The sequence below is a fragment of the Rahnella sp. EDr1-12 genome, assembly GCF_049206505.1.
In the GTDB taxonomy this organism is placed as follows: Bacteria; Pseudomonadota; Gammaproteobacteria; order Enterobacterales; family Enterobacteriaceae; genus Rahnella; species Rahnella rivi.
Window position 1 is genome coordinate 221,056 of sequence record NZ_JBLZNY010000005.1, and the last position, 26,083, is coordinate 247,138.

Consider the following 26,083-nt stretch of genomic DNA (forward strand, 5'->3'; position numbering starts at 1 on the left):
CCGCTGATATCTCATTAACTTAACATGATGAAATCACAGGATCAGGTTTTTGCCGGTTGAATGAGAAAATTTCAGCCAATCTTTTATACAAGGAAAGGCCCGTCAGAAATGACGGGCCTGGCAGAGGTTTTATCCGGTGTAGACGCCGAACAGTTTGGGGAGGAAGAGCGAAATCGAAGGAATATAGGTCACCAGCATCAGCACCAGGAACAACACGCAATAGAACGGCAGCATGGCTTTGACGACTTTCTCAATGCTCTGTTTACTGACCGCGCTGGCGACAAACAGCACCGACCCGACCGGCGGGGTGATAAGCCCGATCCCCAGATTCACCAGCATGATCATGCCAAAATGAACCGGATCGATGCCCAGTGATAACACCACCGGCAGCAGGACCGGCGTCAGGATCAGAATGATCGGCGCCATGTCCATCAGCGTACCGATCAGCAACAGCATGATGTTGATCCACATGAGGATCACGTACTTGTTGTCGGAGATCGAGGTGAAGAATTCGGTGATGCGCATCGGCAATTGCATGTAGGTCATCACGGCGCCAAAGCTGGCCGCGAAGCCAATCAGGATCATGACGATACTGACGGTTTTCACCGTGCGGTACATCAGTTTCGGCAGTTCACTCCATTTGTAATCGCGGTAAATGAACATCGTGACGAAAAATGACCACAGACAGGCGATGGCGGCAGATTCCGTGGCGGTGAAAATACCGCTGAGAATTCCGCCCATGATGATGACGACGGTCATCAGGCCCCACAGCGTGTCGATAAAAATCTTCAGTGCCTGACGAAACGGCACGCGTTCACCTTTCGGATAACCGCGCTGATGCGCAAAGACGACGCACATCACCATCAGGGTCAGGCTGAGCAGCAAACCGGGCAAAATACCGGCGATGAACAGTGCGGCGATCGACACCGTACCGCCCGTGGCGAGCGAGTAAATGACCGAGTTATGGCTCGGCGGCGTGAGGATCGCCTGCACCGAGCCGCTGGCCGTGACCGCAGCGGCAAAATCGCGCGGATAACCTTTCTTCTCCATTTCCGGGATCATCACCGAACCAATCGACGCGGTATCCGCCACCGATGAGCCGGAGATCGCGCCGAAAAAGGTTGAGGCGACAATGTTCACCAGCGACAGACCGCCGCGAATGAACCCGACAAAGATATAGGCAAAACTCACCAGCCGGCGGGCAATGCCTCCTTCAGCCATGATCGCGCCGGCCAGAATAAAGAACGGGATCGCCAGCAGTGAAAACTTATTCACGCCGTTGGTCAGCTGGATCATCAGTGCTTCAAGCGGCAGATCGATCCACCAGGCACCGGCCAGCGCGCTGAGGCCAACGGCGTAAGCCACCGGCACGCCGATCGCCAGCATCACCCCCAGCGTTAACAGTAAAATGAGTGCATCCATAAGTCTCTCCGGGTCAGGCGTCGGAATTTCCCAGCATCACGACAGGGCGCTGATGCTGCGGCCCGGCAATGATCTGCTCAATGATGAATAAGATCGTCAGGGCAGAGCCCACGGGCAGCGGTAAATAGGTTTCTCCGGCGGTCAGCAGCGGGAATTCCGCCACTGGCTGGAGCCACAGTTCGCTGCACAAATGCAGGCTGTACCAGAAAATGAAGATGCTGATCGCCAGCATCATCAGATCTGACAGCAGCGCCGAGAACTTTTTCAGTGCAGGAGGCAGACGGTCGGTGACCATCGCGACCACGATGTGAGAACCCGCGCGATAACTTACGGCCGCGCCGATAAAGGTGAACGTTACCATACACATGATGGCAACCGGCTCAGGCCATGACAGTGCGCTGTTCATGACGTAGCGGGCGAATATCCCGATGGGGATCACCGCGACCATCAGTAATAATGCAATCCCGGCAAGCCACATTGCGGCGCGGTAAAGAATGTCCATCAGGGTGTGATATCCGGAAATCATAAAGTCTCCCCCGGTGAGTGTCGGAAAAGGGCAGCGGGAGCTGCCCGTGTCAGAGACAGTGGTTATTGAACGTCAGCGATTTGCTGCATCAGATCTTTATGGTCTTTACCGAACTCATCACGAACGGACTGGGTGGCCTGAACATAGGCCGCCGGATCGATGTCGTAAAATTTCACGCCGCCCGCTTTCATGGTGGCGAGGGCTTTTTCGTTATAGGCTTTCCACAGTTCACGCTGCTCATCCTGGGCTTCTTTTGACAGTTTCAGGATTAATTGCTGATCTTCCGGTTTCAGCTTGTCCCATTTCACTTTTGAGTACAGGAACAGCTCAGGAATAATGAAATGACGGCTGTAGGTGTAGTTTTTCACCACCGGCAGGTAGTTGTGCGCGACGAAGGTTGGCGGATTGTTTTCCGTGCCGTCGATAACCCCGGTTTGCATACCGCTGAACACTTCACTGACGCCCATAGCGACCGGGTTTGCTCCCATGGCTTTCAGCGTTGCCAGCGCAATCGGGCTGCCCTGAACGCGGATCTTCATGCCTTTCAAATCTTCCGGTTTGACGACCGGTTCTTTGGTGATCAGATTGCGGGTCCCGCCATCCATCCAGCCGAGAAATACCAGCCGGGAGTTCGGGTTATTGGTAATTTTATCGCCGATCTCTTTGCCAATCTGACCGTCGAGCACTTTGTGCATGTGATCTTCATCGCGGAAAATATAGGGCAGGGTGAACACGTTGATTTCGGGCAGGATCGACGCCACCGGGGTCATTGATACGCGAATAATATCCAGCGCACCGAGCTGCGCCTGTTCAATTTCCTGCTTTTCGTCGCCCAGCACACCGCCGGGGAAGGTTTTGATTTCAAGGCGTCCGTCTGTTTGTTTTTGCAACTTTTCGCCCATATGCTGGACGGCAACGACGTTCGGGTAACCTTGCGGATGCACGTCGGCGGCTTTCAACGTTTGTGCTGACAGGCCGGAAGTGAATAACAGGGTCGCGGAACTCAGGCAAAGGCTGAGAAGTGCTTTTTGCATTTTCATCAGTTTGTCTCCAGGGGAATTCAGTAAGGGAATGAAAAGTTACAGCGAAAATGAACCGGTCTGGCGCGCCGTGCGCTGACGGAACCTCATGCGAATCTTATAAATTGTCTTATAAATTAAATGGATACTGGAAATCCCGGTGTGTGGTCTTTCCCGGTACATAGACCTTACCTTATTTATAACTGCCGGGTATTTGAGCGTTATCACAAATTAATAACAAATGTAAAATGCTGTTACTTAATATTTAAAACATTGTTTTGTCTTTGATAATTATGTTCAGGCGATTGATTTACCGCGGGATTTTTTGCAAAAGTGTGACCCGTGTATAACTGTTGAAGTATTGACCAAAGACTCAAAACCTTGTCATCCGTCAAGGACACCCGCGTCAGCAGGCGGGACAATGTAAATAATAATGAGAACGACTATCAATTAGGTCTTTTTATTTGATACAATTCGGCGTTATTTAACCCATATACACTGATTCTGGCTGGAGGCGACGCGTGAAAACGGCTCGCAATAAGATGAAAAAAACGACCTCAGTATTGATGTCGTTAATGTTGGTGGTTGGCCTGAGCGGTAATGCAATGGCTGCACCTGCGACGCCGGCGGCGAATGCTGTCACTTCTGAAACCACGCAACCGGCACCTGCTGCGGCAGACACCACGCCCGCGCCGGTTATGCAATCCGCACCAGCGGAAGCTCCTGTCATCCCTACCGATCTGTCCGTATTAGGCATGTACCATCATGCTGACGTGGTGGTGAAAACTGTCATGATCGGCCTGCTGCTGGCGTCCGTTGTCACCTGGGCTTTGCTGTTCAGCAAAGGCTCCGAAGTGTTCAGCGCTAAACGCCGTATGCGCCGTGAATTTGATGCGTTGTCTTCCGTGCGTACGCTGGACGAAGCTGCCGAGCAGGCTGAGAGTTTCGCCGCCAGCAGCATCAGCGCACAAATGATCCGCGATGCGCAAAATGAACTCGAGCTGTCTGCCGGTTCCACCGACAACAACGGCATTAAAGAACGTACCGGTTTCCGTCTGGAGCGTCGTGTGGGTGCTGCCGGGCGTCACATGGGCCGGGGCAATGGGATCCTCGCCACTATCGGCGCGATCTCTCCGTTCGTCGGTCTGTTTGGTACCGTGTGGGGCATCATGAACAGTTTCATTGGTATCGCCCAAACCCAGACCACTAACCTTGCCGTTGTGGCACCCGGTATTGCAGAAGCTCTGCTGGCGACCGCGGTGGGTCTGGTTGCTGCGATCCCTGCAGTGGTTATCTACAACATTTTCGCCCGTACCATCACTTCCTATCGTCATCAGGTTGGCGACGTGGCGGCGCAGATTATCCTGTTACAGGGCCGTGATTTGGATCTGGCTGCCAGCGAAGGCGATGCGCCGCGCGGTCAGACAGGTCAGTTACGCGTAGGATAAGAACAGATTATGGCTATTCGGTTAAACGACGATATCGACGAAAGCGGTGAAATGCATGACATCAACGTCACGCCTTTTATCGACGTTATGTTGGTTCTGCTGATCATCTTCATGGTCGCCGCGCCACTGGCCACCGTAGATGTGCGGGTAGATTTACCGGCTTCCACGGCGAAAGCGCAGCCGCGTCCTGAGAAACCGATCTTCCTGACGGTGAAATCGGACAAACAGCTGTTCCTCGGCGACAGCCCGGTAAATAGCGACAACCTGACTGCCATGCTCGATCAGCGTACTCAGGGCAATAAGCAGAGTACGATTTTCTTCCGTGCAGATAAGACGGTGGACTACGAAACGCTGATGAATGTGATGGATAACCTGCGTAAAGCCGGTTATCTGAAAGTCGGGCTGGTAGGTGCAGAACAGACGGGCGCAGCAGCGGCTCAGTAAGTTATCCTTCAGATCCGAAGCATAAAAAAGGCCAGCATTGCTGGCCTTTTGCTTTGGTGATGTGGCAGATCAGGTCACCGGCGCCGGGTTAAATACCGCCAGCGCATTGTGAATACCCCAGGTATCGGACCAGGTTTTTTTACGACCGCTGGCGATGTCCAGAATAAAGTGGAACAGCTCCCAGCCGACGTCTTCAATGGTGGCATCCCCGGTGGCGATCGTACCGGCGTTGATGTCCATCAGGTCATGCCAGCGGTTCGCCAGCGTGGTGCGGGTAGCCATTTTTATCACCGGCACCGCCAGCAGGCCGTACGGCGTGCCGCGCCCGGTGGTAAAGACCTGCACAGTGATGCCCGAGGCCAGTTGCTGCGTTCCGCAGACGAAATCACTGGCTGGCGTCGCAGCGAAAATCAGGCCTTTTTTGGTCGGACGTTGCCCCGGAGACAATACTTCTGAAATTGCGCTGGTGCCCGATTTCGCAATCGAACCGAGTGCTTTTTCGACCACGTTAGCCAGTCCGCCTTTCTTGTTGCCCGGCGACGGGTTGGCGCTGCGGTCGGTTTGTCCGAGGGACAGATAATTATCGTACCAGGCCATCTCTTCCAGCAGGCGTTTACCGACGCTGACGTCAGCAGCACGCGGAGTCAGCAGGTGGATCGCATCGCGCACTTCCGTCACTTCAGAGAACATCACCGTGCCGCCGCAGCGAACCAGCAGATCCGAGGCAAAGCCCACGGCAGGATTGGCAGTCACGCCGGAGAAAGCGTCGCTGCCGCCACACTGCATGCCGACCACCAGGTCAGAGGCCGGACAGGTTTCGCGCTGACGACGGTTCAGCCGTTCCAGATGGAACTGCGCGACAGTCAGTATATCGTCAACCATTGACTGGAAGCCGACGTGCTGCTCATCCTGCAAACGGACGATATGGGTGTCGTCGAGGGAAATGGCTTGCACATCCGGCGTGCCTTCCAGCAGGCGTTCAGGTTGTAATTTCTCACAACCTAAGCCGACCACCATGACTTCGCCGCCAAAGTTCGGGTTCAGTGCCAGATTGTGAATGGTGCGGATCGGGACGACCGCTGCCGGTGCGTTGATCGCCACGCCACATCCGTACAGATGATTCAGCGCCACCACGCCATCGACGTTAGGGAATTTGGGCAGTAAATCACGCTCGATGATTTTTACTACGTAATCCACCACCCCCGCCACACAGTGAACGCTGGTGGTAATGCCGAGCAGATTTTTAGTGCCTACGCTGCCGTCTTCGTTGCGGTAGCCTTCAAACGTGAAGCCTTCCAGCGGCGGCAACGCAGGGGGAACGCGGGTAGCCAGCGGCAGGCTGTTCAGTTCCGGAGCGACCGGCAGTTCGACCAGAGATTCGTCGATCCAGCCGCCCTGGGCGATTTCCCGCACGGCATAACCAATCACTTCACCATAACGAATAATATCGCCGCCTTTGGCAATGGTTTGCAAAGCAACTTTATGGCCCTGAGGAATATGCTCAATTAATTCCAGACCATTTGAAAATCGGGTGCCGGCTTTTAAGCCGTTATCATTCACAATAATGGCAACGTTATCGTTTTCATGAACTTTAATGAAAAGTGCGTCGGTTGCATGCTCTTTATCTTTATTACGTGACATAACTGTCTCCGCGTTTATTAAACATCCCGAAAAAAGAACCTTCGGTTAATTCTCTGAATTCGTAGCGTACAAATGTTGCGTTTTGTCTTTTCGGCAATACAGGGTATGCATCCATTATAAAACAGCTGTCCGGGAACCTCATTGTGCAACTGACCAGCTTTTCACCCGCTGAACGTCATTCTGTGTGGCAGGTGACAGAATAAATGTGATGAATATCACCCTTTGATCTGTGCGGCTTCAGCGGCCGCGTGAACTGTGATTATCCTCCCACAATGATGTGTGAATGCAAAAGAATAGTCGTTTTCAACCGGCGTATTCTTGTGCGAATGCACAGTGTTATTTGAGGCATCGTTTTTTATACTGTGTTGGCCCTCTGAAGGTAGCGTTCAAAGCAATACAGGTAAATTTCAGACATAAATAAATAATTATGAAATGTCTGTCTCATATAAAGGAAAACCGCAGGCGAAAAGTAAAAACGTTATTTCGGTAACTGTAATTTCTCTGCGAATGATTCCGTAATAGTAAAATGAGGGTCACCATGAGCGTTCAATCCCAGTCCCGAGTGCTGGCGCAAAGTAAGACGCGAACACATATTCGCTATTATATTTTGCTGATTATATTTCTTATCACGGCGGTGAATTATGCCGACCGTGCAACGCTTTCCATTGCCGGTACCGAGGTCGCGCGTGAGCTGGGCCTGGATGCCGCTGATATGGGGCAAATCTTCGCGGCGTTTGGCTGGGCGTATCTGATCATGCAGTTGCCTGGCGGCTGGCTGCTGGACAAATTCGGTTCCAAAAAAGTCTACACCTACAGCCTGTTTTTCTGGTCACTGTTCACACTGTTACAAGGTTTTGTGGGCTGGTTCCCGCTGGCGTACGGCGCGCTGACGTTGTTCATCCTGCGCTTTATGCTCGGTTTCTCCGAAGCGCCTTCCTTCCCGGCCAACGCCCGTATCGTGGCGGCCTGGTTCCCGACGAAAGAACGCGGAACGGCTTCGGCGATTTTTAACTCCGCACAGTATTTCTCGCTCGCGCTGTTCTCTCCGCTGCTCGGCTGGCTGACCTACGCCTGGGGGTGGGAACATGTCTTTATCGTGATGGGGGTGATTGGTTTTGTGCTGACGCTGGTGTGGATCAAATTTATCCACAACCCGCCGGAACACCCTGGCATATCGAAAAGCGAGCTGGAATTTATTAAAGAAGGCGGCGCGGTGGTCGACATCGACCACAAGAAAGCCGACGGCGCGAAAAGTGGCCCGAAATGGAGCTATGTGCGCCAGATGCTGAGCAACCGCATGATGCTTGGGATCTTCTTCGGCCAATACTTTATTAACAGTATTACGTGGTTCTTCCTGACCTGGTTCCCGATTTATCTGGTTCAGGAAAAAGGTATGTCTATCCTCAAAGTGGGGATGATTGCGGCCATTCCGGCGCTGTGCGGCTTTGCCGGTGGCGTACTCGGCGGCGTGTTCTCCGATTACCTGCTCAAACGCGGTTTCTCCCTGACCGTGGCGCGTAAAATTCCGATTGTGCTGGGCATGCTGTTAGCCACCAGCATCATTTTATGTAACTACACCGATAACAATACTCTGGTCGTTACCCTGATGGCGCTGGCGTTCTTCGGTAAAGGCTTCGGTGCGCTGGGCTGGCCGGTGATTGCAGATACCGCGCCGAAAGAAGTGATTGGCCTGTGCGGCGGTATCTTCAACGTCTTTGGCAACGTCGCGTCAATCGTTACTCCGCTGGTCATCGGTTATATCGTTAAAGGGTTGCATTCTTTCAACATGGCTCTGATTTTCGTCGGCTGTTCCGCCCTGATGGCGATGCTGTGTTACCTGCTGGTCGTCGGTGAAATCAAGCGTCTCGAACTTAAGAAACAGTAAATTGCGATGGCGGGCAGACGGGAACTCCCGCGCCCGCCCTATAACGAGGTCAACTATGAGTAATCCAATGATTCCAAACCGGTTCCGTCAGGACTTACTGCAAGGCAAAACGCTGATCGGATGCTGGGCCGCATTGTGCAACCCGATTGCCACAGAAGTGTTGGGTGTCGCAGGATTTGACTGGCTGTTGCTCGACGGGGAACACGCACCCAATGACATCAGCACTTTTGTTCCACAGCTGATGGCGCTTAAAGGCAGTAAAAGCGCGCCGGTCGTGCGACCACCTTTCAACGAGCCGGTGGTGATTAAACGTCTGCTCGATATCGGTTTCTACAATTTCCTGATCCCGTTTGTAGAGACGCAGGAGCAGGCCGAACGTGCCGTCGCCTCCACGCGCTATCCGCCGGCAGGGATCCGCGGCGTGTCCGTTTCGCATCGCAGCAACATGTTTGGCACGGTGCCGGACTACTTCACCAGCATTAACGACAACATCACGGTGATGGTGCAAATCGAGAGCCAGCAGGGCGTTGATAACCTCGATGCGATTGCCGCTACCGACGGCATTGACGGCATATTTGTCGGGCCAAGCGATCTGGCCGCTGGCATGGGGCACCTCGGCAACGCCGGTCATCCGGAAGTACAGGCTGCCATTCGTCACATTTTTGAACGCGCAAAAGCCCACGGAAAATCCAGCGGCATTCTGGCGCCGGTCGAAGCCGATGCGCGCCGCTACATGGAATGGGGCGCGACCTTTGTGGCCGTTGGCAGCGACCTGGGTATTTATCGCGCAGGAACGCAGGCGCTGTGTGATCGCTTCACTAAGTGATCTCATCACATCAATAATCAGAGGATATTCGAATGAAAATTGGCTTTATTGGTTTAGGCATCATGGGCAAGCCTATGAGTAAAAACTTGCTCAAAGCAGGGTATGAACTGGTGGTCATGGACCGCAATCTTGATACCGTGGGCGAAATTGTTGCGCTGGGTGCCACCGCCGCTGACACGCCTAAAGCGGTCGCTGAACAGTCTGACGTGATCATTACTATGCTGCCAAATTCGCCTCAGGTGAAAGACGTGGCGCTGGGCGAAAACGGCCTGATCGAAGGCGCGCGTCCCGGGACGATTTTCATCGACATGAGTTCCATCGCACCTCTGGCAAGCCGTGAAATCAGCGAAGCGCTGGCAGCGAAACAGATTGCGATGCTGGATGCACCTGTCTCCGGCGGCGAACCAAAAGCCATCGATGGCACCATGTCGGTGATGGTTGGCGGTGATAAAGCCGTGTTCGATCATTGCTATGACATCATGAAGTCGATGGCGGGATCTGTGGTGCATACCGGCGACATCGGCGCGGGTAACGTCACTAAGCTGGCAAACCAGGTCATTGTTGCGCTCAACATTGCGGCAATGTCAGAAGCACTGGTGCTGGCCACCAAAGCGGGCGTCGATCCTAACCTGGTATTCCAGGCCATCCGGGGTGGACTGGCAGGCAGCACCGTTCTGGAAGCGAAAGCGCCGATGGTGATGGATCGCAATTTCAAACCGGGCTTCCGTATTGATTTGCACATCAAAGATTTAGCCAATGCACTCGACACCTCTCATGGCGTGGGTGCGCAACTGCCTCTGACCTCGCTGGTCATGGAAATGATGCAGGCTCTGAAAGCGGATGGTCACGGGCAATCTGACCATAGCGCCATTGCACGCTATTATGAAAACTTAGCGAAGGTTGAAGTTACCCGTTAGTCAGAGGTGGCCGCGCGGCAAGATGTACGTGAATCGTGCCGCGTTGCCCTTCCGGCAGAAAGCAAAACTGACAGGACGCTATTCCACAACGGCGCGTGCAGTTATGAAGGTAATGACTTTATGAAAATAGTGATCGCACCGGATTCATACAAAGAAAGTTTGTCTGCATTGGATGTGGCGAAGGCCATCGAAAGCGGATTTCGTGAGATTTTTCCTGAGGCGGAATACATTAAATTGCCGGTGGCCGACGGCGGTGAAGGAACGGTAGAAGCCATGGTCGCGGCGACCGGCGGACGCATCGTAAAAGTGAATGTTACCGGCCCGCTGGGCACACCGCTCGACGCGTTCTTCGGGCTTTCCGGCGACGAGAAAATCGCCTTTATCGAAATGGCGGCCGCCAGCGGGCTGGAAAGTGTCCCGGCGGCGCAGCGCAATCCCCTTAAAACCACCTCTTATGGCACAGGCGAACTGATCCATTCGGCACTCGACCATGGCGTCAAACACTGCATCATCGGTATCGGCGGCAGCGCCACCAATGACGGCGGGGCTGGCATGATGCAGGCGCTGGGCGCGAAGTTACTGACTCAGGAGGGTAAACCGATCGGCCAGGGCGGCGGTGAGCTGGAGAAACTGCATCACATTGATATCAGCGGGCTGGATCCGCGGATCAAAAAATGCCGCTTTGAAGTGGCGTGTGACGTGACCAATCCGCTGACCGGCAAAGACGGTGCGTCTGCCATCTTTGGCCCGCAAAAAGGCGCAACGCCTGAGATGATCGAGCAACTCGACGGTTATCTGCATCATTATGCCAGCGTGATCAAACAGGATTTGGGTATCGATGTTGAGCACGTTCCCGGCGCAGGCGCGGCCGGCGGTATGGGCGCAGCACTGTACGGATTCTGCGGCGCGGAATTGCGTCAGGGCATCGAGATCGTCACCGATGCGCTGGGGCTGGATGCGTTAGTGAAAGATGCGACGCTTGTGATCACCGGTGAAGGACGAATCGACAGCCAGAGCATCAACGGCAAGGTGCCGATCGGCGTGGCGCGGGTCGCCAAGCGTTATAACAAACCTGTGATCGGCATTGCGGGCAGCCTGACGAAAGATGTTGATGTGGTGTATGCACACGGGCTGGATGCGGTTTTCAGCGTGCTCTACAGTGTGTGTACGCTGGAAGATGCGCTGAAAAATGCCGCTGATAATCTGCGTAAATCAGCACGCAATATTGCCGCGACCATTAAGTTATCGCAAAAGCTCTGAAAGCTTATTTTCAGTAAATAATCAGCAACAATGCGTCACTAAAAAACCGGTGTTCAGGCCCAGCCTGCGCCGGTTTTTGTGTTTTATTCCCGACGATTTTACGTTAGTTTTTAGAATCAAATCGCAACGGGAACGTAGCCATGTCAGAGATTGATTTTTCGAAGCAACCGGTCAATACACACACTAAAGGTTTAGGGCCACTCAGCGCGGATGCCTGCATGGGCGATATTCGCCAGCAAGGCTGGAATATCCTGCGCGAGGACGTCAGCCTGCCGGTGGCAGTGCTGCTCGAGGAGAGAATCGAACACAATCTTTCGTGGATGCGTGAATTTATTCAGCGTTATCAGTTAAAACTCGCGCCACACGGCAAAACCACCATGAGCCCGGAGCTGTATAAGATGCAGCTGGAATTTGGCGCGTGGGGCATCACGCTGGCGACCGCGCCGCAGGTTAATGCCGCTTTTAAGCACGGTGTGCGCAAAGTCATCATGGCGAACCAGCTGATTGGCAAAGGCAATATGGCGATAATTGCCGGATTGCTGCGAGAGGATCCTGATTTCGAATTCTCCTGTGTGGTGGATTCTGCCGACAACGTTGATGCCCTCGGCCATTACTTCGCCAGCCAGCAACTGACGTTACGCATGATGTTTGAGTACGGTATTCAGGGTGGGCGTACCGGTATCCGTACCGCAGAACAGGAAGCAGACGTGCTGGCCGCGGTCAAACGCTGGCCGCAGTCTCTGGCGCTGATCGGTGTCGAGCTGTATGAAGGTGTCAGCAACGACGAAGCTGCGATCCGTGCATTTCTGCGCCACGTCGTCGCGCGTACTGAAGCGCTGGCGCAGGCAGGTGAATTCGCCGAACAACAGGTGATATTAACCGGTGCAGGTTCCGCCTGGTTTGATGTGGTGGCGGAGGAGTTAACGCGTGAGAGCCGCTATCTGGACAGCGATAAACGGTATCAGCTGGATGTGATTTTGCGTTCAGGCTGTTACGTCACGCACGACGTCGGTGCCTATCAGGCTGCACTGGAAAGAATGCAAACCAGTAATCCGGTGGCACGGGAAATGAACAGCAGCTTACAGCCTGCTTTGCAGGTCTGGGCGGCCGTGCAGTCATTGCCGGAGCCGGGCCGGGCGATTATCGCTTTCGGCAAACGTGACGCTGGCTACGACGCTGGCTACCCGAAAGCCGCCGGTCATTTCCGTCCCCGCAGTGCAACACAGTCAGGCTATACCACCGTCGTCCCAGCACCGGAAGACTGGAAGGTTTATGCGATGATGGATCAGCATGCGTTTATGTCTATCCCTGAAAATGCCGACCTGAAAGTCGGTGACATGCTGGTGTTCGACATTTGTCACCCCTGTCTGACATTCGACAAATGGCGTCAGCTGTTGCTGGTGAATGAACAGTGGGACGTGACCGGCGCAGTGACGACCTGGTTTTGACAGACGTTCACTACCTGTAAAAACGCCCGGACATTGCCGGGCGTTTTGTATGAAACGTTTAACTCTTTACCTCCACCTACCTCGGTAAATACGCCACCGCAGCCCGTTTCACATTCTCAATCTCATCAAGCAGTTCAAACCATTCCGGTTCCAGAGTTTCTACCCCAACGCCCTGACGCAGTTGCTGTTCGATGTAATAGCACAGCTGCTTCAGGCGCGGGACGCCGCTGTAGCTGCAACTGCCGTGCAGTTTATGGATGAGCGCGAGGATATCGTCGTCGGTTTCACCTCTGGCGACGGCATCCACACGCACGGCGACCTGTGGCAGGAATTCCACCAGCATTTGCAGTAAATCCTGCGCCAGTGCAACTTTATTGGCGGACTGGCTTAACGCCAGTTGCCAGTCGAGCGTGTTATTTGGCGCGAGATCTTCCTGCGTTTGCAGCGGAGAATCCTGCTGATTCTGATGAGAGTAATGACGCGACAGGACGTTTTTCAACATGCCTTCGTCGATAGGTTTCGCCAGATAATCGTCCATACCCAGTTTGAGAAACTGTTCACGTTCGCCGCTCAGTGAGTGGGCGGTGACCGCCACTACCGGCGTGCTGGCGTGGCGCGCCATCTGATGAATGATTTCGCTGGCACGAATGCCATCTATATCCGGCATCTGGATGTCCATCAAAATGATGTCCAGATCAGTATGACGGGCCACTTCAATCGCTTCTTCGCCGCTGTGACACAGCACGGTGGTTTCCACCAGCTCTTCCAGCAGCGCACCAATCAGTTTGAGGTTGGCCGGATTATCATCCACCGCCATTGCCGTGAGCGGCAGTCGTGCCGCTTTAGTCTCATCTGAACCGAGGATCCTCACTGCCGGTTGTTGCTCTTTCAACAACAATGGCAGCAGGCGGATGCTGGACATCGGTTTGATCAGGCACGCCTGCACTCCGCGGCGTTTGAGCTCTTCAGCCTCAACCTGGAACTGACTTGGCAGCGCCAGCAGCAGGTGCCGCGTCATGCTCAGCACGCGTTTTAACCGGTCGTCATAATCTGCCAGCGTCTGTTCTGGTTTGACCGGAATACTGCACAACATCATGTCGTAGTAGTTGTCCGGCAGTGCGGCAAGGGAGGTGCGATGCGTGACCTCAAGCGGTGTTGCCTGCAAAATTTCCATCGTAGCCTTGGCGGCGGCCGGGTTGGCTTCCACATAGGCCAGACGTTTACCTTCGAGGGAACTCATAGAAACCGGTGTCACATGACGGTTTTCATTCAGCTCCAGCGTGACGTGGAACCAGAAAGTTGAACCGCGGTTGATCTGGCTGTAGAAGCTGATGTCGCCGCCCATCTCTTTGACCAGACGCTGGGTGATCACCAGGCCTAATCCGGTGCCGCCGTGGCGGCGCGAAATGCTGGCATCGGCCTGACGGAAAGCCTGGAAAAGTTGCGATTGCTGCCGCTCTGAAATCCCGATGCCGGTGTCGTGGATCTGCACCTCCAGCTCGACCTGCAAATTGTTCTGCGAACGCAGCTCGACATTGATGTCGATGTTGCCGGATTCAGTGAACTTAATCGCATTTCCCAGCAAGTTAGTGACAACTTGCTGCATTCGCATCGGATCGCCCAGCACGTTCTCCGGCACGTTGTTGTGCACGTTGAGCGTCAGTTCGAGGCCTTTGTCGTGCGCGGTATGTGCCAGCAGGATCACCACTTCATCGAGCATTTCATGCAGCGAGAAAGGAATGTGCTCCAGCACCAGTTTACCGGCTTCCAGCTTAGAGAAGTCCAGAACGTCATTGATGATGGTCAGCAGGTTATTCGCTGAACGTTCAATGGTTTGCAGATAATCAGCCTGCGTCGGCGAGAGCGGAGTTTTAAGCGTCTGGCGGGTGAAACCAATTACGCCGTTGAGCGGGGTACGCAGCTCATGAGACATGTTGGCGAGGAATTCAGATTTGATACGCGCCGCTTCCTGAGCGCGCTTTTTCGCCAGATCCAGTTCGACGTTCTGGATTTCCATCTGCTCAAGCGTTTCCCGCAGATCGGACGTGGCCTGATCGATATTCTGCTGCACTTCTTCGTGGTACGCCGTCAGCGACATCGCCATCGAGTTAATGCCGTTTTTTAGCATACTCAGTTCGCCGGGCATGTTGCCTTCCACACGGCTGTCGAGTTGCCCGCGACGGATGCGGTCAACGGTGTTGACCATGTTTCGGATAGGCCCGGTGACGTCGCGCATCAGGCGATAAGCGAACAGTGTGGCAATGCCCAGACACAGCAATAACAGCATGGTCGAGACAAAGGCCTCCTGATATTGCGCCAGCCGGACCGAGCTGAGATCTAACTCAACGGCGATATAACCGAGGGTATGCTCAGGAGACGAACTGAACGAGTCATCATCCGCCTCGGTATGATTCTCCGCCTGAACCGGGGTGCGCAGGATCAGCGAATCGCCGAAACGTGCCTGGGTCAGTTCGCGAGGGATATCTTTTACGCTTTTGACCTGCAGCGGGCTGCCTTCATGCAGGGAATTGGAGCTGGCGAACAACTTATTGTCGCCATCAAAAACGCTGATGCTGCGGACAATGTCTGAATGATTGCGGTGCAGACGGCTGATAAGGCGCTTCACCGGTTCACGCTCCCGGAACGTCATTCCGTATTCGCTCGCGACGGCCAGGGGTTCAATAATACTGGCTCCGGCGTCGATCAGCTGATTCTGCAACTCGTTGTATCGGTGAACCACAAAGAAGGTGCTGAGCAGCAAACCGATCATTAATGTCGGTGCCAGAATCAGGATCATCATCCGTGCGCGAAGGCTATATTTGGTCATGAGGTTCCAATGTGGGAGAATTACCTAAAGTAAGCTTAATAAACCAGCGTGCAATCGACAATAATGGCTCAATTCTACTCTCCGAACCGCCGTGTGACGACCCGGCAAACGATAACTGTGACCGCCACCGATCTTGATGCTTTCGGGCAGGGTGTTGCGCGTCATAACGGTAAAGCCGTGTTTGTCAGTGGCGTATTGCCCGGCGAGCAGGCGGAAGTGATTTTAACAGAAGATAAAAGTAAGTACGCCAAAGGGCGACTGAAACGTTTGCTGACCACCAGCGCCGACCGGGTAAAACCGGCGTGTCCGCACTATTCTGTCTGCGGGGGCTGCCAGCAACAGCACGCCAGTGAAGCATTACAGCAGCGCAGCAAATCCGCCTCGCTGTTACGGCTGATCTCCCGGGAAACCGGTATTCAGCCCGAAGAACAACCGGTGATCGCCGGTCCGCAATACGGTTACCGGCGCCGTGCGCGTCTCGGATTACAAATCGCCGGCGCGAAGCCAGGGCGAAAACCGGGGAACGGACCGCTGGTGATGGGTTTTCGTCAGGAAGGATCAAACGATCTGGTGGCGATCACCCGCTGCCCGGTTCTGCGCCCTGAGCTTGAGCAACTGCTGGTGCCGGTGCAGGAATGTCTGTCGTCACTGACGGCGGCGAAGCGGCTGGGGCATCTGGAAATGGTGCTGGCCGATAACGGCGCATTGCTGGTGCTGCGCCATCTGGATCCGCTCAGCGAGGCGGATCGCGCGCGTCTTACCGCGTTTGCACAGCACCATCAGTTAACGCTGTTTCTGGCACCTGACAGCGAGACGCTGGAGCGTTTGCACGGCGAGGCGCCAACGTATCAGATTGATGGTCTTAACCTGACCTTCGGCCCGCGTGATTTTATTCAGGTTAATGACGCCGTGAACCAGAAAATGGTGGCACAGGCGCTGGAATGGCTGGCGCTGACGCCAGAAGATCGCGTGCTGGATTTGTTTTGTGGCATGGGAAATTTCACCCTTCCGCTGGCAAAAAGAGCTAAGCGGGTTGTCGGAGTTGAAGGTGTTGCTACACTGGTGGCGAATGGGCAAGATAATGCCCGAAATAACGGATTAGAAAATGCGTCATTCTTCCACGAAAATCTGGAGGACGACGTCAGTCAGCAACCCTGGGCGGCGCAAGGTTTCAATAAAGTCTTGCTGGATCCTGCACGGGGTGGTGCGGCGGGCGTGATGGCGCATATCGTAAAGCTTGCTCCGCAGCGCGTGGTGTATGTGTCCTGTAATCCCACGACATTGGCTCGGGACAGTAAAATTTTGTTGGAGGCGGGTTATCGGTTGGCTCAGGTTCGTATGCTGGATATGTTTCCGCACACCGGGCACCTTGAATCGATGGCTCTGTTTATCAACCCATCTGACACCGGGGTTGTGTCAGACACGTAGGGAGAGGGTATGGTTGCGGTAAGAAGTGCACATCTGAACACGGCTGGCGAGTTTGCGCTCGACGACTGGATTAACAGTTTGGGGCTGTCCAGCCAGCAGTCATGTGACCGTTTAGCCGAAACCTGGCGCTACTGCGAGCAGCAAACGCAGGGCCATCCGGACGCGTCGCTCTTATTGTGGCGCGGTCTTGAGATGGTGGAAATCCTCTCGACCCTCAGTATGGACAACGACAGTATGCGCGCCGCGCTGCTGTTCCCGCTGGTCGATGATGGCATCATTGATGAAAACACGCTGACGGAGCAGTTCGGTAAAGGCATTACCGATCTGGTGCACGGCGTGCGTGATATGGATGCCATCCGCCAGCTGAAAGCCACGCAAAATGACTCCATGGCCTCCGAGCAGGTGGACAACGTCCGCCGTATGCTGCTGGCGATGGTGGAAGATTTCCGCTGCGTGGTGCTGAAACTTGCCGAACGTATCGCGCATCTGCGTGAAGTGAAAGACGCGCCGGAAGAAGAGCGCGTACTGGCGGCAAAAGAATGTACCAACATCTATGCGCCGCTGGCTAACCGCCTCGGTATCGGCCAGCTCAAATGGGAGCTGGAAGATTTCTGTTTCCGCTATCTGCATCCTGATGAATACAAACGCATTGCCAAACTGTTGCATGAGCGTCGTATCGACCGTGAACAGTACATCGATGATTTTGTGTCCACCGTGAAAAATGCGATGGGCGAAGAAGGCATCAAAGTTGATGTCTATGGCCGGCCGAAACACATCTACAGCATCTGGCGCAAGATGCAGAAAAAATCCCTGTCCTTTGACGAACTGTTCGACGTGCGCGCCGTGCGCATCGTGGTGGAACGTTTACAGGATTGCTACGCCGCGTTAGGGATTGTGCACACCCATTTCCGCCATCTGCCGGATGAATTCGACGATTACGTCGCCAACCCGAAACCGAACGGTTATCAGTCGATTCACACCGTGGTGTTAGGGCCGCGCGGTAAAACGCTGGAAGTGCAAATCCGTACCCGCCAGATGCATGAAGATGCCGAACTGGGCGTCGCGGCGCACTGGAAATACAAAGAAGGTACCGCCGTGGTGGGTGGTCGCAGCGGTGGCTACGAAGGCCGCATTGCGTGGCTGCGTAAACTTATCGCGTGGCAGGAAGAGATGGCTGATTCGGGCGAAATGCTCGACGAAGTGCGCAGCCAGGTCTTTGATGATCGCGTTTACGTGTTTACGCCAAAAGGCGATGTCATCGACCTGCCAATGGGCTCCACGCCGCTCGATTTTGCGTATCACATCCACAGTGATGTCGGGCACCGCTGTATCGGGGCAAAAATCGGCGGGCGCATTGTGCCGTTTACCTATCAGTTGCAGATGGGCGATCAGATTGAAATCATCACCCAGAAGCATGCGAACCCAAGCCGTGACTGGCTGAACCCGAGTCTCGGTTACGTGACGACCAGCCGCGGGCGGTCGAAGATCCAAAACTGGTTCCGTAAACAGGATCGCGACAAAAATATTATTGCCGGTAAGCAGATCCTCGACGACGAACTGGACCGTATGGATATCAGCATCAAAGATGCCGAGAAACTGCTGCTGCCGCGCTATAACGTCAATTCGCTGGACGAAGTGCTGGCCGCCATTGGCAACGGTGATATCCGCATCAACCAGATGGTCAACTTCCTGCAATCGCAGCTGAAAAAGCCGAGTGCGGAAGAGCTGGATAAAGAGGCGATGCGTCAGCTGACGCAGAAAACCACGCCGGCTCCACAGCGTAATGGCAGTAAAGATAACGGACGCGTGGTGGTGGAAGGCGTGGGCAATCTGATGCACCACATTGCGCGCTGCTGCCAGCCGATTCCGGGCGACGAAATCGTCGGCTACATCACGCAGGGACGGGGGATTTCTATCCACCGCGCCGATTGTGATCAGCTGGAAGATTTGCGTCTGAACGCCCCTGAGCGCGTGGTTGACGCCGTCTGGGGCGAAAGCTACTCCAGCGGCTATTCTCTGGTTGTGCGTGTCGTGGCGAACGATCGCAGCGGCCTGCTGCGTGACATCACCACCATTCTTGCCAACGAGAAGGTGAACGTGCTCGGCGTCGCCAGCCGCAGTGATACCAAACAGCAACTGGCGACCATCGATATGGATATCGAGATCTACAATCCGCAGGTTCTGGGGCGCGTGATCGCCAAACTGAACCAGCTGCCGGATGTCATCGACGCCAAACGCCTGCACGGCAACTGATCGTATAAACGTAAAGGCCCGCCAGCCGGGCCTTTTTCATTCCTGCTTTGGCATACCCCTTTTTAAACGGACAGATCTCATGACCGAATCACCCCTGCAACGCTTACTCACCATCATGAAAACCCTGCGCGACCCGGCGGCAGGTTGCCCGTGGGATAAAGAACAAACCTTCGAGACTATCGCCCCGTATACGCTGGAAGAAACTTACGAAGTGCTGGATGCCATCGCGCGTAAGGATTATGACGAGGTGCGTGATGAACTGGGCGATTTACTGTTTCAGGTGGTGTTTTACGCCCAAATGGGCAGCGAGCAGGGGCTGTTTGGCTTCGACGATATCTGCAACGCAATCTCGGATAAACTCGAGCGCCGTCATCCGCAAATCTTTGGTGGCGAGGCTGCATGGTCAAAAGACGCCAGCAGCAAAGACGTTCTGGTGAAATGGGAAGCGCGCAAGGCGCTGGAGCGGGCGGACAAATCACTGCATTCGGCGCTCGATGATATTCCATCCGCACTGCCTGCGCTGATGAAAGCGCACAAAATTCAGAAGCGTTGCTCAAACGTCGGCTTCGACTGGACCACGCTCGGCCCGGTGCTGGATAAAGTCTATGAAGAAATCGATGAAGTGATGTTTGAAGCGCGTCAGGCGGTGATCGACGAAGAAAAACTCGGTGAGGAAATCGGCGATTTGCTGTTCGCGACGGTTAACCTTTCCCGCCATTTAGGTCATAAAGCAGAAGATGCGCTGCAAGCCGCTAACCGTAAGTTCGAGCGTCGTTTCCGTCAGGTTGAAAACATCATCCGCGAGCAGGGGCTGAGCATGGAAGACGCGACCTTAGAGCAGATGGAAGCCGCCTGGCAGCAGGTAAAGCAGGGTGAAGCGGTAAAACCTGTGCTCTGACTTTGATCGGCGACAAGATCTGCCGTTGCTGAAACGGTTAAGCTCAACGGCATTCGGCAGATAAAAGCCTGATCTGAGAGCATTAAAGTACAACAAACTGAAATCTAAGATGTTTTACGGATGGATGAGAGTCACCACACAATTTTAATCGCTAACTGGTTGTTTTTGAAAGACTGAGAGAATGTGACCTGCAGGATTAACTCTTCTGAACTGACGCTGAGGAAAACGATGATGGGCAGCAAAACGTTTATTTGTGGCGCACACAAGGTTCCGGTATACTGTTTTCCCGTCTTGGTTACTCCATCATCTTTAAACCTAACCTCTCAGGTTCAGCATGACAACTAATTATATTTTTGTGACCGGCGGGGTCGTATCCTCTCTGGGTAAAGGCATTGCCGCAGCCTCTCTGGCGGCTATTCTCGAAGCCCGTGGCCTCAACGTGACTATGATGAAACTGGACCCGTATATCAACGTGGATCCCGGTACCATGAGCCCGACCCAACACGGCGAAGTCTTCGTTACCGAAGATGGCGCTGAAACGGATCTGGACCTTGGTCACTACGAGCGCTTCATTCGTACCAAAATGACCCGTCGTAACAACTTCACCACTGGCCGTATTTATTCCGACGTGCTGCGCAAAGAGCGCCGCGGCGACTATCTCGGCGCGACCATTCAGGTTATCCCGCACATCACCAATAACATCAAAGAACGCATCATCGAAGGCGGCGAAGGCCATGATGTGGTGCTGGTGGAAATCGGCGGTACCGTGGGTGATATCGAATCCCTGCCATTCCTGGAAGCGATTCGTCAGATGGCCGTTGACGTGGGCCGTGAGCACACGCTGTATATGCATCTGACGCTGGTGCCGTACATGGCGGCTGCCGGTGAAGTCAAAACCAAACCGACTCAGCACTCCGTCAAAGAGCTGCTGTCCATCGGGATCCAGCCTGACGTGCTGATTTGCCGTTCCGATCGCGCAGTACCTGCGAACGAACGTGCGAAAATCGCTCTGTTCTGTAACGTGCCAGAAAAAGCGGTTATTTCTCTTAAAGATGTTGATTCCATTTATAAAATCCCGGCCCTCTTGAAATCTCAGGGTCTGGACGACTATATTTGTAAGCGTTTTAACCTGAATGCGCCGGAAGCGAATCTTTCCGAGTGGGAGCAGGTGGTTTACGAAGAAGCGAACCCGGGTGGTGAAGTCACCATCGGGATGGTCGGTAAGTATATTGAGCTGCCAGACGCCTATAAGTCTGTGATTGAAGCGCTCAAACACGGCGGCCTGAAAAATCGTCTGACCGTGAACATTAAACTTATCGACTCTCAGGATGTCGAAACCCGTGGTGTTGAAGTGCTCAAAGGCCTGGACGCTATCCTTATCCCGGGTGGCTTCGGTTACCGTGGTGTTGAAGGCAAAGTGGCCACCGCCCGTTATGCGCGTGAAAACAACATTCCTTATCTGGGCATTTGTCTGGGTATGCAGGTGGCACTGATGGAGTTCGCCCGCAATGTGGTGGGTATGGAAAATGCCAACTCCACTGAATTTGTGCCAGACTGTAAATTCCCTGTGGTGGCGCTGATCACCGAATGGCGAGATGAAGACGGTAACGTTGAAGTACGTACCGAAGACAGTGATTTAGGCGGCACCATGCGCGTTGGCGGGCAGCAATGTCACCTGAGCGATGGCAGCCTGGTTCGTGAGATGTACGGCGAACCGACAATAGTTGAACGTCATCGTCACCGTTACGAAGTAAACAATATGCTGCTCAAACCTATCGAAGCCGCAGGTTTACGCGTAGCCGGTCGCTCTGGCGATAAGCAACTGGTGGAAATCATCGAGCTGCCAAATCATCCTTGGTTTGTGGCTTGCCAGTTCCATCCAGAATTTACGTCTACGCCGCGTGATGGTCATCCGCTGTTTGCAGGCTTCGTGAAGGCTGCCGGTGAGTATCAGAAGCGTCAGGTAAAATAAAATACCGGGGAAGTGGTGCGGGGCAGGCTGCCTGGGATCACTTGTCCGAAGCTTTAGTTAACTTGTACTGAGGAAATCCTAATGTCCAAAATCGTTAAAGTCATCGGTCGTGAAATCATCGACTCCCGTGGTAACCCGACCGTAGAAGCTGAAGTTCATCTGGAAGGCGGTTTCGTTGGTCTGGCTGCTGCACCATCTGGTGCTTCTACTGGTTCCCGTGAAGCGCTGGAACTGCGTGACGGTGACAAATCCCGTTTCCTGGGCAAAGGCGTACTGAAAGCCGTTGCTGCTGTTAACGGTCCAATTGCTCAGGCAGTAATGGGTAAAGACGCGAAAGACCAGGCTAACATCGACAAGATCATGATCGATCTTGACGGTACTGAGAACAAATCTCAGTTCGGTGCTAACGCGATTCTGGCTGTTTCCCTGGCTGCTGCTAAAGCGGCGGCTGCCTCTAAAGGTCTGCCACTGTACGCTCACATCGCAGAACTGAACGGCACCCCAGGCAAATATTCTATGCCACTGCCTATGATGAACATCATCAACGGCGGCGAACACGCTGATAACAACGTTGATATTCAAGAGTTCATGATCCAGCCTGTTGGCGCGAAAACGCTGAAAGAAGCCATCCGTATGGGTTCTGAAGTTTTCCACACCCTGGCTAAAGTTCTGAAATCTAAAGGCATGGGTACTGCTGTTGGTGACGAAGGTGGCTATGCGCCAAACCTGGGTTCTAACGCAGAAGCACTGTCTGTGATCGCGGAAGCGGTTAAAGCAGCAGGCTACGAACTGGGCAAAGACATCACTCTGGCGATGGACTGCGCAGCATCTGAATTCTACAAAGATGGCAAATACGTTCTGGCAGGCGAAGGCAACAAAGCCTTCACTTCTGAAGAGTTCACTCACTTCCTGGAAGACCTGACCAAACAATACCCAATCGTTTCTATCGAAGACGGTCTGGACGAATCTGACTGGGATGGTTTCGCATACCAGACTAAAGTGCTGGGCGACAAAATCCAGCTGGTGGGCGACGACCTGTTCGTTACCAACACCAAGATCCTGAAAGAAGGTATCGATAAAGGCATCGTTAACTCCATCCTGATCAAATTCAACCAGATCGGTTCACTGACCGAAACTCTGGCTGCGATCAAAATGGCGAAAGACGCGGGCTACACTGCCGTTATCTCTCACCGTTCAGGCGAAACTGAAGATGCAACCATCGCTGACCTGGCTGTAGGTACTGCTGCCGGCCAGATCAAAACAGGTTCTATGAGCCGTTCTGACCGTGTTGCTAAATACAACCAGCTGATCCGTATCGAAGAAGCGCTGGCTGCACAAGGCACACCTGCACCGTTCAACGGTCTGAAAGAAGTGAAAGGCCAGTAATTACTGCGCTGTAAACTCTTTCTAAAAACCCGCTTCGGCGGGTTTTTTTATGCCTGAAAGGTCCCGCAACAGAAATCTGCCATACTCATTTACAGCTCAGGTTTGGTCCCACAGGTCTTATCTGTGATAATGCGCGCTGATTTTTTAGAGATGACTGAGAAAAAGATGCAGTACCCGATAAATGAGATGTTCGAAACCCTGCAAGGGGAAGGTTATTTTACCGGCGTGCCGGCGATTTTTGTACGCCTGCAAGGCTGTCCGGTGGGGTGCAGCTGGTGCGACACCAAACACACCTGGGATAAAATTGCCGATCGGGAAGTCGATATGCAGCGCATTCTGGTCAAAACGGAAGAGAGCGATGCATGGGGCAATGCGACCTCCGAGCAGTTGCTGGACATCATTGTGCAGCAGGGCTACACCGCCCGCCATATCGTGATCACCGGCGGCGAGCCGTGTATTTATGATCTGATGCCATTGACGATGCTGCTCGAGAAGAACGGGTTCAGCTGCCAGATTGAAACCAGCGGCACGCATGAAGTGCGTTGTTCGGTGAACACCTGGGTGACCGTTTCGCCAAAGGTGAATATGCGCGGAGGCTATGACATTCTGCCGCAGGCACTGAAACGTGCTGATGAAGTGAAACATCCGGTGGCGCGTCAGCGGGATATCGACGCTCTGGATACGTTGCTGGAAACACTGACTGACAGCAAAGCGCGAATTATCGCCCTGCAGCCGATCAGCCAAAAAGAAGAAGCCACCAGACTTTGCATCGCGACCTGCATTGCAAGGAACTGGCGGCTGTCGATGCAGACGCACAAATACTTAAACATCGCATAACGTGCGATGTTTATTCGCCGCGGTAAACGCAGCCCGCAGTGCAGGTTTCTTTCACTCGCACGGCGCTGAGCAAAGGTAACTTCGGTTTCATCTCGTTCCAGATCCACGCGGCCAGCACTTCGCTGGTCGGATTTTCTAATCCCGGAATATCGTTCAGATTGTAGTGATCGAGACGTTCCAGCGTTGGATTGAACGCGGCTTTCAGATCGGCGAAATCCATTACCCAGCCGGTATACGGATCCACTTCACCGGTGATTTCTAAACGCACGGTGAAAGAGTGGCCGTGCAACCGTCCGCATTTATGCCCGGCAGGCACATGCGGTAAATGGTGGGCGGCTTCGAACTGAAAATCTTTAAATAATGTGGTGGTCATGAGGCAGTCTCGTTGCTCGAAAAAACGCGGCATAGTACCGGAATACCGCCCTGCGTGCCATGACTTCACTGCGCTTTTCTTCACCAAATCCTGACTTTTACTGCCTTTACACTGCCAGCGTTACTGGCATACAGTGAGCCGGTAGAAACTAACCTGTTGAGATAGTGAATGATTACTGTGCTACGTTGCGCTGTCCTGGCGCTGTTTATCTCTGCTGGCGTTCAGGCACAAACCGCCTCGCCCGAACAGGTTCCTGCACCCGCGGTGGCGAAAACCGTTCACCCCGAGGCGAAAGCGCCGGTGGCGGCGAAAGTGTCAGTGACGTTTCCGCCGGGCGCTGGCGTGATGCATATTCCTCTGGCGCAAAGCAAAAAGACGCTGGAAGTTTTCACCTATCAGCCCGCCGGTGCAGATGAAACCACGCCTGTCGTGATGGTCATGACCGGTGTCGATCGCAATGCGGCCACGTATCGTAATGACTGGATGACCGTGGCCGATCAGTATCATTTGCGGGTTGTGGTGCCGCATTTCAGCGAGCAGGATTTTCCGGGTGCCGCGGGTTATAACCTCGGTAATCTGGTGGACAGCAAAACCCACCACCGCCAGCCGAAATCCCAGTGGGCATTCAGTATTGTTGACAACATTTTTACCACGCTGCAAAAGCAGGGTGTGACCAGCCAGAAGCAATACTATCTGTTTGGCAACAGTGCGGGCTGCCAGTTTGTACACCGTATGCTGACGTTGTTACCGCAACCCAATGTCAAAGCAGCGGTGTGCGCGGCGGCAGGGTGGTGGACTCTGCCCGATACCGATCAGCGCTGGCCCTACGGCCTGCGTGAGGCACCGGTCGCGGTCAGTCAGCAGCAACTGGACGATTACTTCGCCAAACCGTTGCTGATTGCTGTGGGTGCAGAAGATGACGATCCGGAAAATCATCTGTTGCGTAAATCCAAGCAGGCCATGGCGCAGGGTGCCAACCGTCTGGATCGTGCCGAGAGCTATTTCACGACTTCGCAGCAACGGGCTGAGCAAAATAACACGCCATTTAACTGGCACTTTGTTGATCTCTCTGACGTCGGGCACAGCGGCAGTAAGATGTCGGTTTTCGCCGCCGGACAGTTTGCCTGGTTCGAGCAGCACAACGCCTTCCATCTCTGATGTGCGGTTAATGAGAAAAATTCATCACCCCGCTTTGGCGGGGTTTTTCTTTATCTATCCGGCACTTTGCTGAGGGCCTGAAAAGTGTGCGGGAATTTTTTTAGCGATTTCAGTG

20 protein-coding genes are annotated in these 26,083 nt (G+C 53.9%); 14 read left to right on the top strand and 6 right to left on the bottom strand.

Features of this window, described 5'->3' with window-relative positions:
* Positions 1-129: 129 nt before the first annotated feature.
* The 3 genes from ACO0U8_RS19465 to ACO0U8_RS19475 form a co-directional block, all read right to left on the bottom strand.
* Positions 130-1,422, bottom strand: a complete 1,293-nt coding sequence (locus tag ACO0U8_RS19465) for a TRAP transporter large permease (RefSeq protein ID WP_122096459.1) — start codon at positions 1,420-1,422, stop codon at positions 130-132.
* Between the two features lie 13 nt (positions 1,423-1,435).
* Positions 1,436-1,948, bottom strand: coding sequence for a TRAP transporter small permease (locus tag ACO0U8_RS19470; protein WP_136375494.1), 513 nt, complete (start codon positions 1,946-1,948; stop codon positions 1,436-1,438).
* A 62-nt stretch (positions 1,949-2,010) separates the two neighbouring features.
* Positions 2,011-2,988 carry a TRAP transporter substrate-binding protein gene (locus ACO0U8_RS19475; RefSeq protein WP_056772916.1) on the bottom strand — a complete coding sequence of 326 codons (978 nt, stop codon included), beginning with the start codon at positions 2,986-2,988 and terminating at the stop codon, positions 2,011-2,013.
* A 521-nt stretch (positions 2,989-3,509) separates the two neighbouring features.
* On the opposite strand from ACO0U8_RS19475, the gene exbB reads away from it, so the two are divergent.
* Together exbB and exbD are read left to right on the top strand one after the other, a co-directional pair.
* The gene (exbB, locus tag ACO0U8_RS19480) at positions 3,510-4,415 is read left to right on the top strand and encodes a tol-pal system-associated acyl-CoA thioesterase (protein ID WP_221298272.1); all 906 of its coding nucleotides are present in this window, start codon (positions 3,510-3,512) and stop codon (positions 4,413-4,415) included.
* A gap of 9 nt (positions 4,416-4,424) precedes the next feature.
* Complete coding sequence (gene exbD / locus ACO0U8_RS19485) at positions 4,425-4,859, top strand: TonB system transport protein ExbD (protein ID WP_122096457.1); 435 nt, start codon at positions 4,425-4,427, stop codon at positions 4,857-4,859.
* 69 nt (positions 4,860-4,928) lie between these two features.
* On the opposite strand, the gene garD is transcribed toward exbD, so the two are convergent.
* Positions 4,929-6,500: a galactarate dehydratase gene (gene garD, locus ACO0U8_RS19490; protein ID WP_056772910.1), complete on the bottom strand. Its 1,572-nt coding sequence runs from the start codon at positions 6,498-6,500 to the stop codon at positions 4,929-4,931.
* Between the two features lie 538 nt (positions 6,501-7,038).
* Between garD and ACO0U8_RS19495 the strand changes: the two genes are divergently transcribed.
* The 5 genes from ACO0U8_RS19495 (at position 7,039) to ACO0U8_RS19515 (ending at position 12,836) form a co-directional block, all read left to right on the top strand.
* Positions 7,039-8,385 (top strand): MFS transporter, encoded by a 1,347-nt coding sequence (locus ACO0U8_RS19495; RefSeq protein ID WP_122096456.1) that lies wholly within the window; start codon positions 7,039-7,041, stop codon positions 8,383-8,385.
* 55 nt (positions 8,386-8,440) lie between these two features.
* On the top strand, positions 8,441-9,211 hold the full coding sequence (garL, locus tag ACO0U8_RS19500) for a 2-dehydro-3-deoxyglucarate aldolase (RefSeq protein WP_122096455.1): 771 nt from the start codon (positions 8,441-8,443) through the stop codon (positions 9,209-9,211).
* A 26-nt stretch (positions 9,212-9,237) separates the two neighbouring features.
* Entirely contained in the window at positions 9,238-10,128 is an 891-nt protein-coding gene (gene garR, locus ACO0U8_RS19505; protein ID WP_183850157.1) for a 2-hydroxy-3-oxopropionate reductase, read from the top strand.
* A 120-nt stretch (positions 10,129-10,248) separates the two neighbouring features.
* Positions 10,249-11,388: a glycerate kinase gene (locus ACO0U8_RS19510; RefSeq protein WP_183850099.1), complete on the top strand. Its 1,140-nt coding sequence runs from the start codon at positions 10,249-10,251 to the stop codon at positions 11,386-11,388.
* A 140-nt stretch (positions 11,389-11,528) separates the two neighbouring features.
* The gene (locus ACO0U8_RS19515; RefSeq protein WP_421671444.1) at positions 11,529-12,836 is read left to right on the top strand and encodes an amino acid deaminase; all 1,308 of its coding nucleotides are present in this window, start codon (positions 11,529-11,531) and stop codon (positions 12,834-12,836) included.
* A gap of 76 nt (positions 12,837-12,912) precedes the next feature.
* Here ACO0U8_RS19515 and barA read toward each other — a convergent pair whose 3' ends face one another.
* Positions 12,913-15,663 (bottom strand): two-component sensor histidine kinase BarA, encoded by a 2,751-nt coding sequence (barA, locus tag ACO0U8_RS19520; protein WP_421671445.1) that lies wholly within the window; start codon positions 15,661-15,663, stop codon positions 12,913-12,915.
* Positions 15,664-15,726: 63 nt separating this feature from the next.
* Here barA and rlmD point away from each other — a divergent pair, with 63 nt between their 5' ends.
* From rlmD to queE, 6 genes are all read left to right on the top strand, one after another.
* The gene (gene rlmD, locus ACO0U8_RS19525; protein ID WP_421671446.1) at positions 15,727-17,091 is read left to right on the top strand and encodes a 23S rRNA (uracil(1939)-C(5))-methyltransferase RlmD; all 1,365 of its coding nucleotides are present in this window, start codon (positions 15,727-15,729) and stop codon (positions 17,089-17,091) included.
* Positions 17,092-17,100: 9 nt separating this feature from the next.
* Positions 17,101-19,344, top strand: coding sequence for a GTP diphosphokinase (gene relA, locus ACO0U8_RS19530; RefSeq protein ID WP_056772881.1), 2,244 nt, complete (start codon positions 17,101-17,103; stop codon positions 19,342-19,344).
* A gap of 79 nt (positions 19,345-19,423) precedes the next feature.
* Positions 19,424-20,242, top strand: a complete 819-nt coding sequence (gene mazG / locus ACO0U8_RS19535; RefSeq protein WP_136376058.1) for a nucleoside triphosphate pyrophosphohydrolase — start codon at positions 19,424-19,426, stop codon at positions 20,240-20,242.
* Positions 20,243-20,576: 334 nt separating this feature from the next.
* Positions 20,577-22,214, top strand: coding sequence for a glutamine hydrolyzing CTP synthase (gene pyrG, locus ACO0U8_RS19540; protein WP_056772874.1), 1,638 nt, complete (start codon positions 20,577-20,579; stop codon positions 22,212-22,214).
* Positions 22,215-22,295: 81 nt separating this feature from the next.
* Positions 22,296-23,600 carry a phosphopyruvate hydratase gene (eno, locus tag ACO0U8_RS19545; protein WP_056772870.1) on the top strand — a complete coding sequence of 435 codons (1,305 nt, stop codon included), beginning with the start codon at positions 22,296-22,298 and terminating at the stop codon, positions 23,598-23,600.
* 165 nt (positions 23,601-23,765) lie between these two features.
* Positions 23,766-24,437 carry a 7-carboxy-7-deazaguanine synthase QueE gene (gene queE / locus ACO0U8_RS19550; protein ID WP_056773084.1) on the top strand — a complete coding sequence of 224 codons (672 nt, stop codon included), beginning with the start codon at positions 23,766-23,768 and terminating at the stop codon, positions 24,435-24,437.
* A gap of 10 nt (positions 24,438-24,447) precedes the next feature.
* Here queE and queD read toward each other — a convergent pair whose 3' ends face one another.
* Positions 24,448-24,810 carry a 6-carboxytetrahydropterin synthase QueD gene (gene queD / locus ACO0U8_RS19555; protein WP_056772857.1) on the bottom strand — a complete coding sequence of 121 codons (363 nt, stop codon included), beginning with the start codon at positions 24,808-24,810 and terminating at the stop codon, positions 24,448-24,450.
* Between the two features lie 168 nt (positions 24,811-24,978).
* Between queD and ACO0U8_RS19560 the strand changes: the two genes are divergently transcribed.
* Positions 24,979-25,968 (top strand): hypothetical protein, encoded by a 990-nt coding sequence (locus ACO0U8_RS19560; RefSeq protein ID WP_421671447.1) that lies wholly within the window; start codon positions 24,979-24,981, stop codon positions 25,966-25,968.
* The last annotated feature ends 115 nt before the right edge of the window (positions 25,969-26,083 follow it).

Bases quoted from the DNA above. Each gene is read 5' to 3' on its own strand.
- ACO0U8_RS19465 (WP_122096459.1), bottom strand. From the start codon at position 1,422: ATGGATGCACTCATTTTACTGTTAACGCTGGGGGTGATGCTGGCGATC.
- ACO0U8_RS19470 (WP_136375494.1), bottom strand. From the start codon at position 1,948: ATGATTTCCGGATATCACACCCTGATGGACATTCTTTACCGCGCCGCA.
- ACO0U8_RS19475 (WP_056772916.1), bottom strand. From the start codon at position 2,988: ATGAAAATGCAAAAAGCACTTCTCAGCCTTTGCCTGAGTTCCGCGACC.
- exbB (WP_221298272.1), top strand. From the start codon at position 3,510: ATGAAAAAAACGACCTCAGTATTGATGTCGTTAATGTTGGTGGTTGGC.
- exbD (WP_122096457.1), top strand. From the start codon at position 4,425: ATGGCTATTCGGTTAAACGACGATATCGACGAAAGCGGTGAAATGCAT.
- garD (WP_056772910.1), bottom strand. From the start codon at position 6,500: ATGTCACGTAATAAAGATAAAGAGCATGCAACCGACGCACTTTTCATT.
- ACO0U8_RS19495 (WP_122096456.1), top strand. From the start codon at position 7,039: ATGAGCGTTCAATCCCAGTCCCGAGTGCTGGCGCAAAGTAAGACGCGA.
- garL (WP_122096455.1), top strand. From the start codon at position 8,441: ATGAGTAATCCAATGATTCCAAACCGGTTCCGTCAGGACTTACTGCAA.
- ACO0U8_RS19510 (WP_183850099.1), top strand. From the start codon at position 10,249: ATGAAAATAGTGATCGCACCGGATTCATACAAAGAAAGTTTGTCTGCA.
- ACO0U8_RS19515 (WP_421671444.1), top strand. From the start codon at position 11,529: ATGTCAGAGATTGATTTTTCGAAGCAACCGGTCAATACACACACTAAA.
- barA (WP_421671445.1), bottom strand. From the start codon at position 15,663: ATGACCAAATATAGCCTTCGCGCACGGATGATGATCCTGATTCTGGCA.
- rlmD (WP_421671446.1), top strand. From the start codon at position 15,727: ATGGCTCAATTCTACTCTCCGAACCGCCGTGTGACGACCCGGCAAACG.
- relA (WP_056772881.1), top strand. From the start codon at position 17,101: ATGGTTGCGGTAAGAAGTGCACATCTGAACACGGCTGGCGAGTTTGCG.
- mazG (WP_136376058.1), top strand. From the start codon at position 19,424: ATGACCGAATCACCCCTGCAACGCTTACTCACCATCATGAAAACCCTG.
- pyrG (WP_056772874.1), top strand. From the start codon at position 20,577: ATGACAACTAATTATATTTTTGTGACCGGCGGGGTCGTATCCTCTCTG.
- eno (WP_056772870.1), top strand. From the start codon at position 22,296: ATGTCCAAAATCGTTAAAGTCATCGGTCGTGAAATCATCGACTCCCGT.
- queE (WP_056773084.1), top strand. From the start codon at position 23,766: ATGCAGTACCCGATAAATGAGATGTTCGAAACCCTGCAAGGGGAAGGT.
- queD (WP_056772857.1), bottom strand. From the start codon at position 24,810: ATGACCACCACATTATTTAAAGATTTTCAGTTCGAAGCCGCCCACCAT.
- ACO0U8_RS19560 (WP_421671447.1), top strand. From the start codon at position 24,979: ATGATTACTGTGCTACGTTGCGCTGTCCTGGCGCTGTTTATCTCTGCT.